1 protein-coding gene is annotated in these 653 nt (G+C 49.6%); it reads left to right on the top strand.

The window, feature by feature from the left end; genetic code table 11:
- Positions 1-653, top strand: a 653-nt coding sequence (locus O3652_RS10135) for an FtsK/SpoIIIE domain-containing protein (RefSeq protein ID WP_371590412.1), incomplete at both ends; no start/stop codon positions are given.

Raw genomic sequence — 653 nt, 5'->3', positions numbered from 1 at the left:
GATGCGATAGTGCACCATATCCAGCTCTTGTGTGAAGAACAAGAGATTCCTCCAGTACCACAGCCATGGTTACCACCACTTAAGGAGCGCATTACGCTAGACGAACTGGAAGAAGTGCAACCAGCAGTAGCCTGGGCACAAGAGAAACCACTATCTGTTCTACTTGGAATGGCAGATATCCCGCAGGCTCAGAAGCAGGAAGCTGTCTCTATCAATCTCTCCAAGGATGGTCATATCCTCCTCTACGGAAGTCCGGGTACAGGAAAGACCACCTTCCTTCAGACAGCTGGTATGGACTTGGCTCGCAAATTCAGTCCCAAGGCCCTTACCATGTACTTGATGGACTTTGGTACCAATGGTTTGGCTCCATTGTCCAAGCTTCCACAGGTGGCGGATACCATGCTTTTGGACCAAACAGAGAAGATCTCTAAATTTGTACGAATCATGGAGAGAGAACTCAACCGTCGTAAGAAACTCCTTGCGGACTATGGTGTTGGGACCTTAGACCTCTACCGTCAAGCCAGTGGTCAGGAAGAGCCGGCTATTGTCATCCTCTTAGATAGCTATGAGGCCTTCAAGGAAGAAGCCTATGAGGCGGAACTCTTCAAGCTCTTGGTGCGTATCTCCCGTGAAGGTCTCAGTATCGGGGTTCA

Source organism: Streptococcus sp. 27098_8_23 (assembly GCF_041432195.1).
Taxonomy (GTDB): Bacteria; Bacillota; Bacilli; order Lactobacillales; family Streptococcaceae; genus Streptococcus.
Note: the sequence above shows the minus strand (reverse complement) of the source record. Positions and strands in the feature narration are given on the sequence as shown.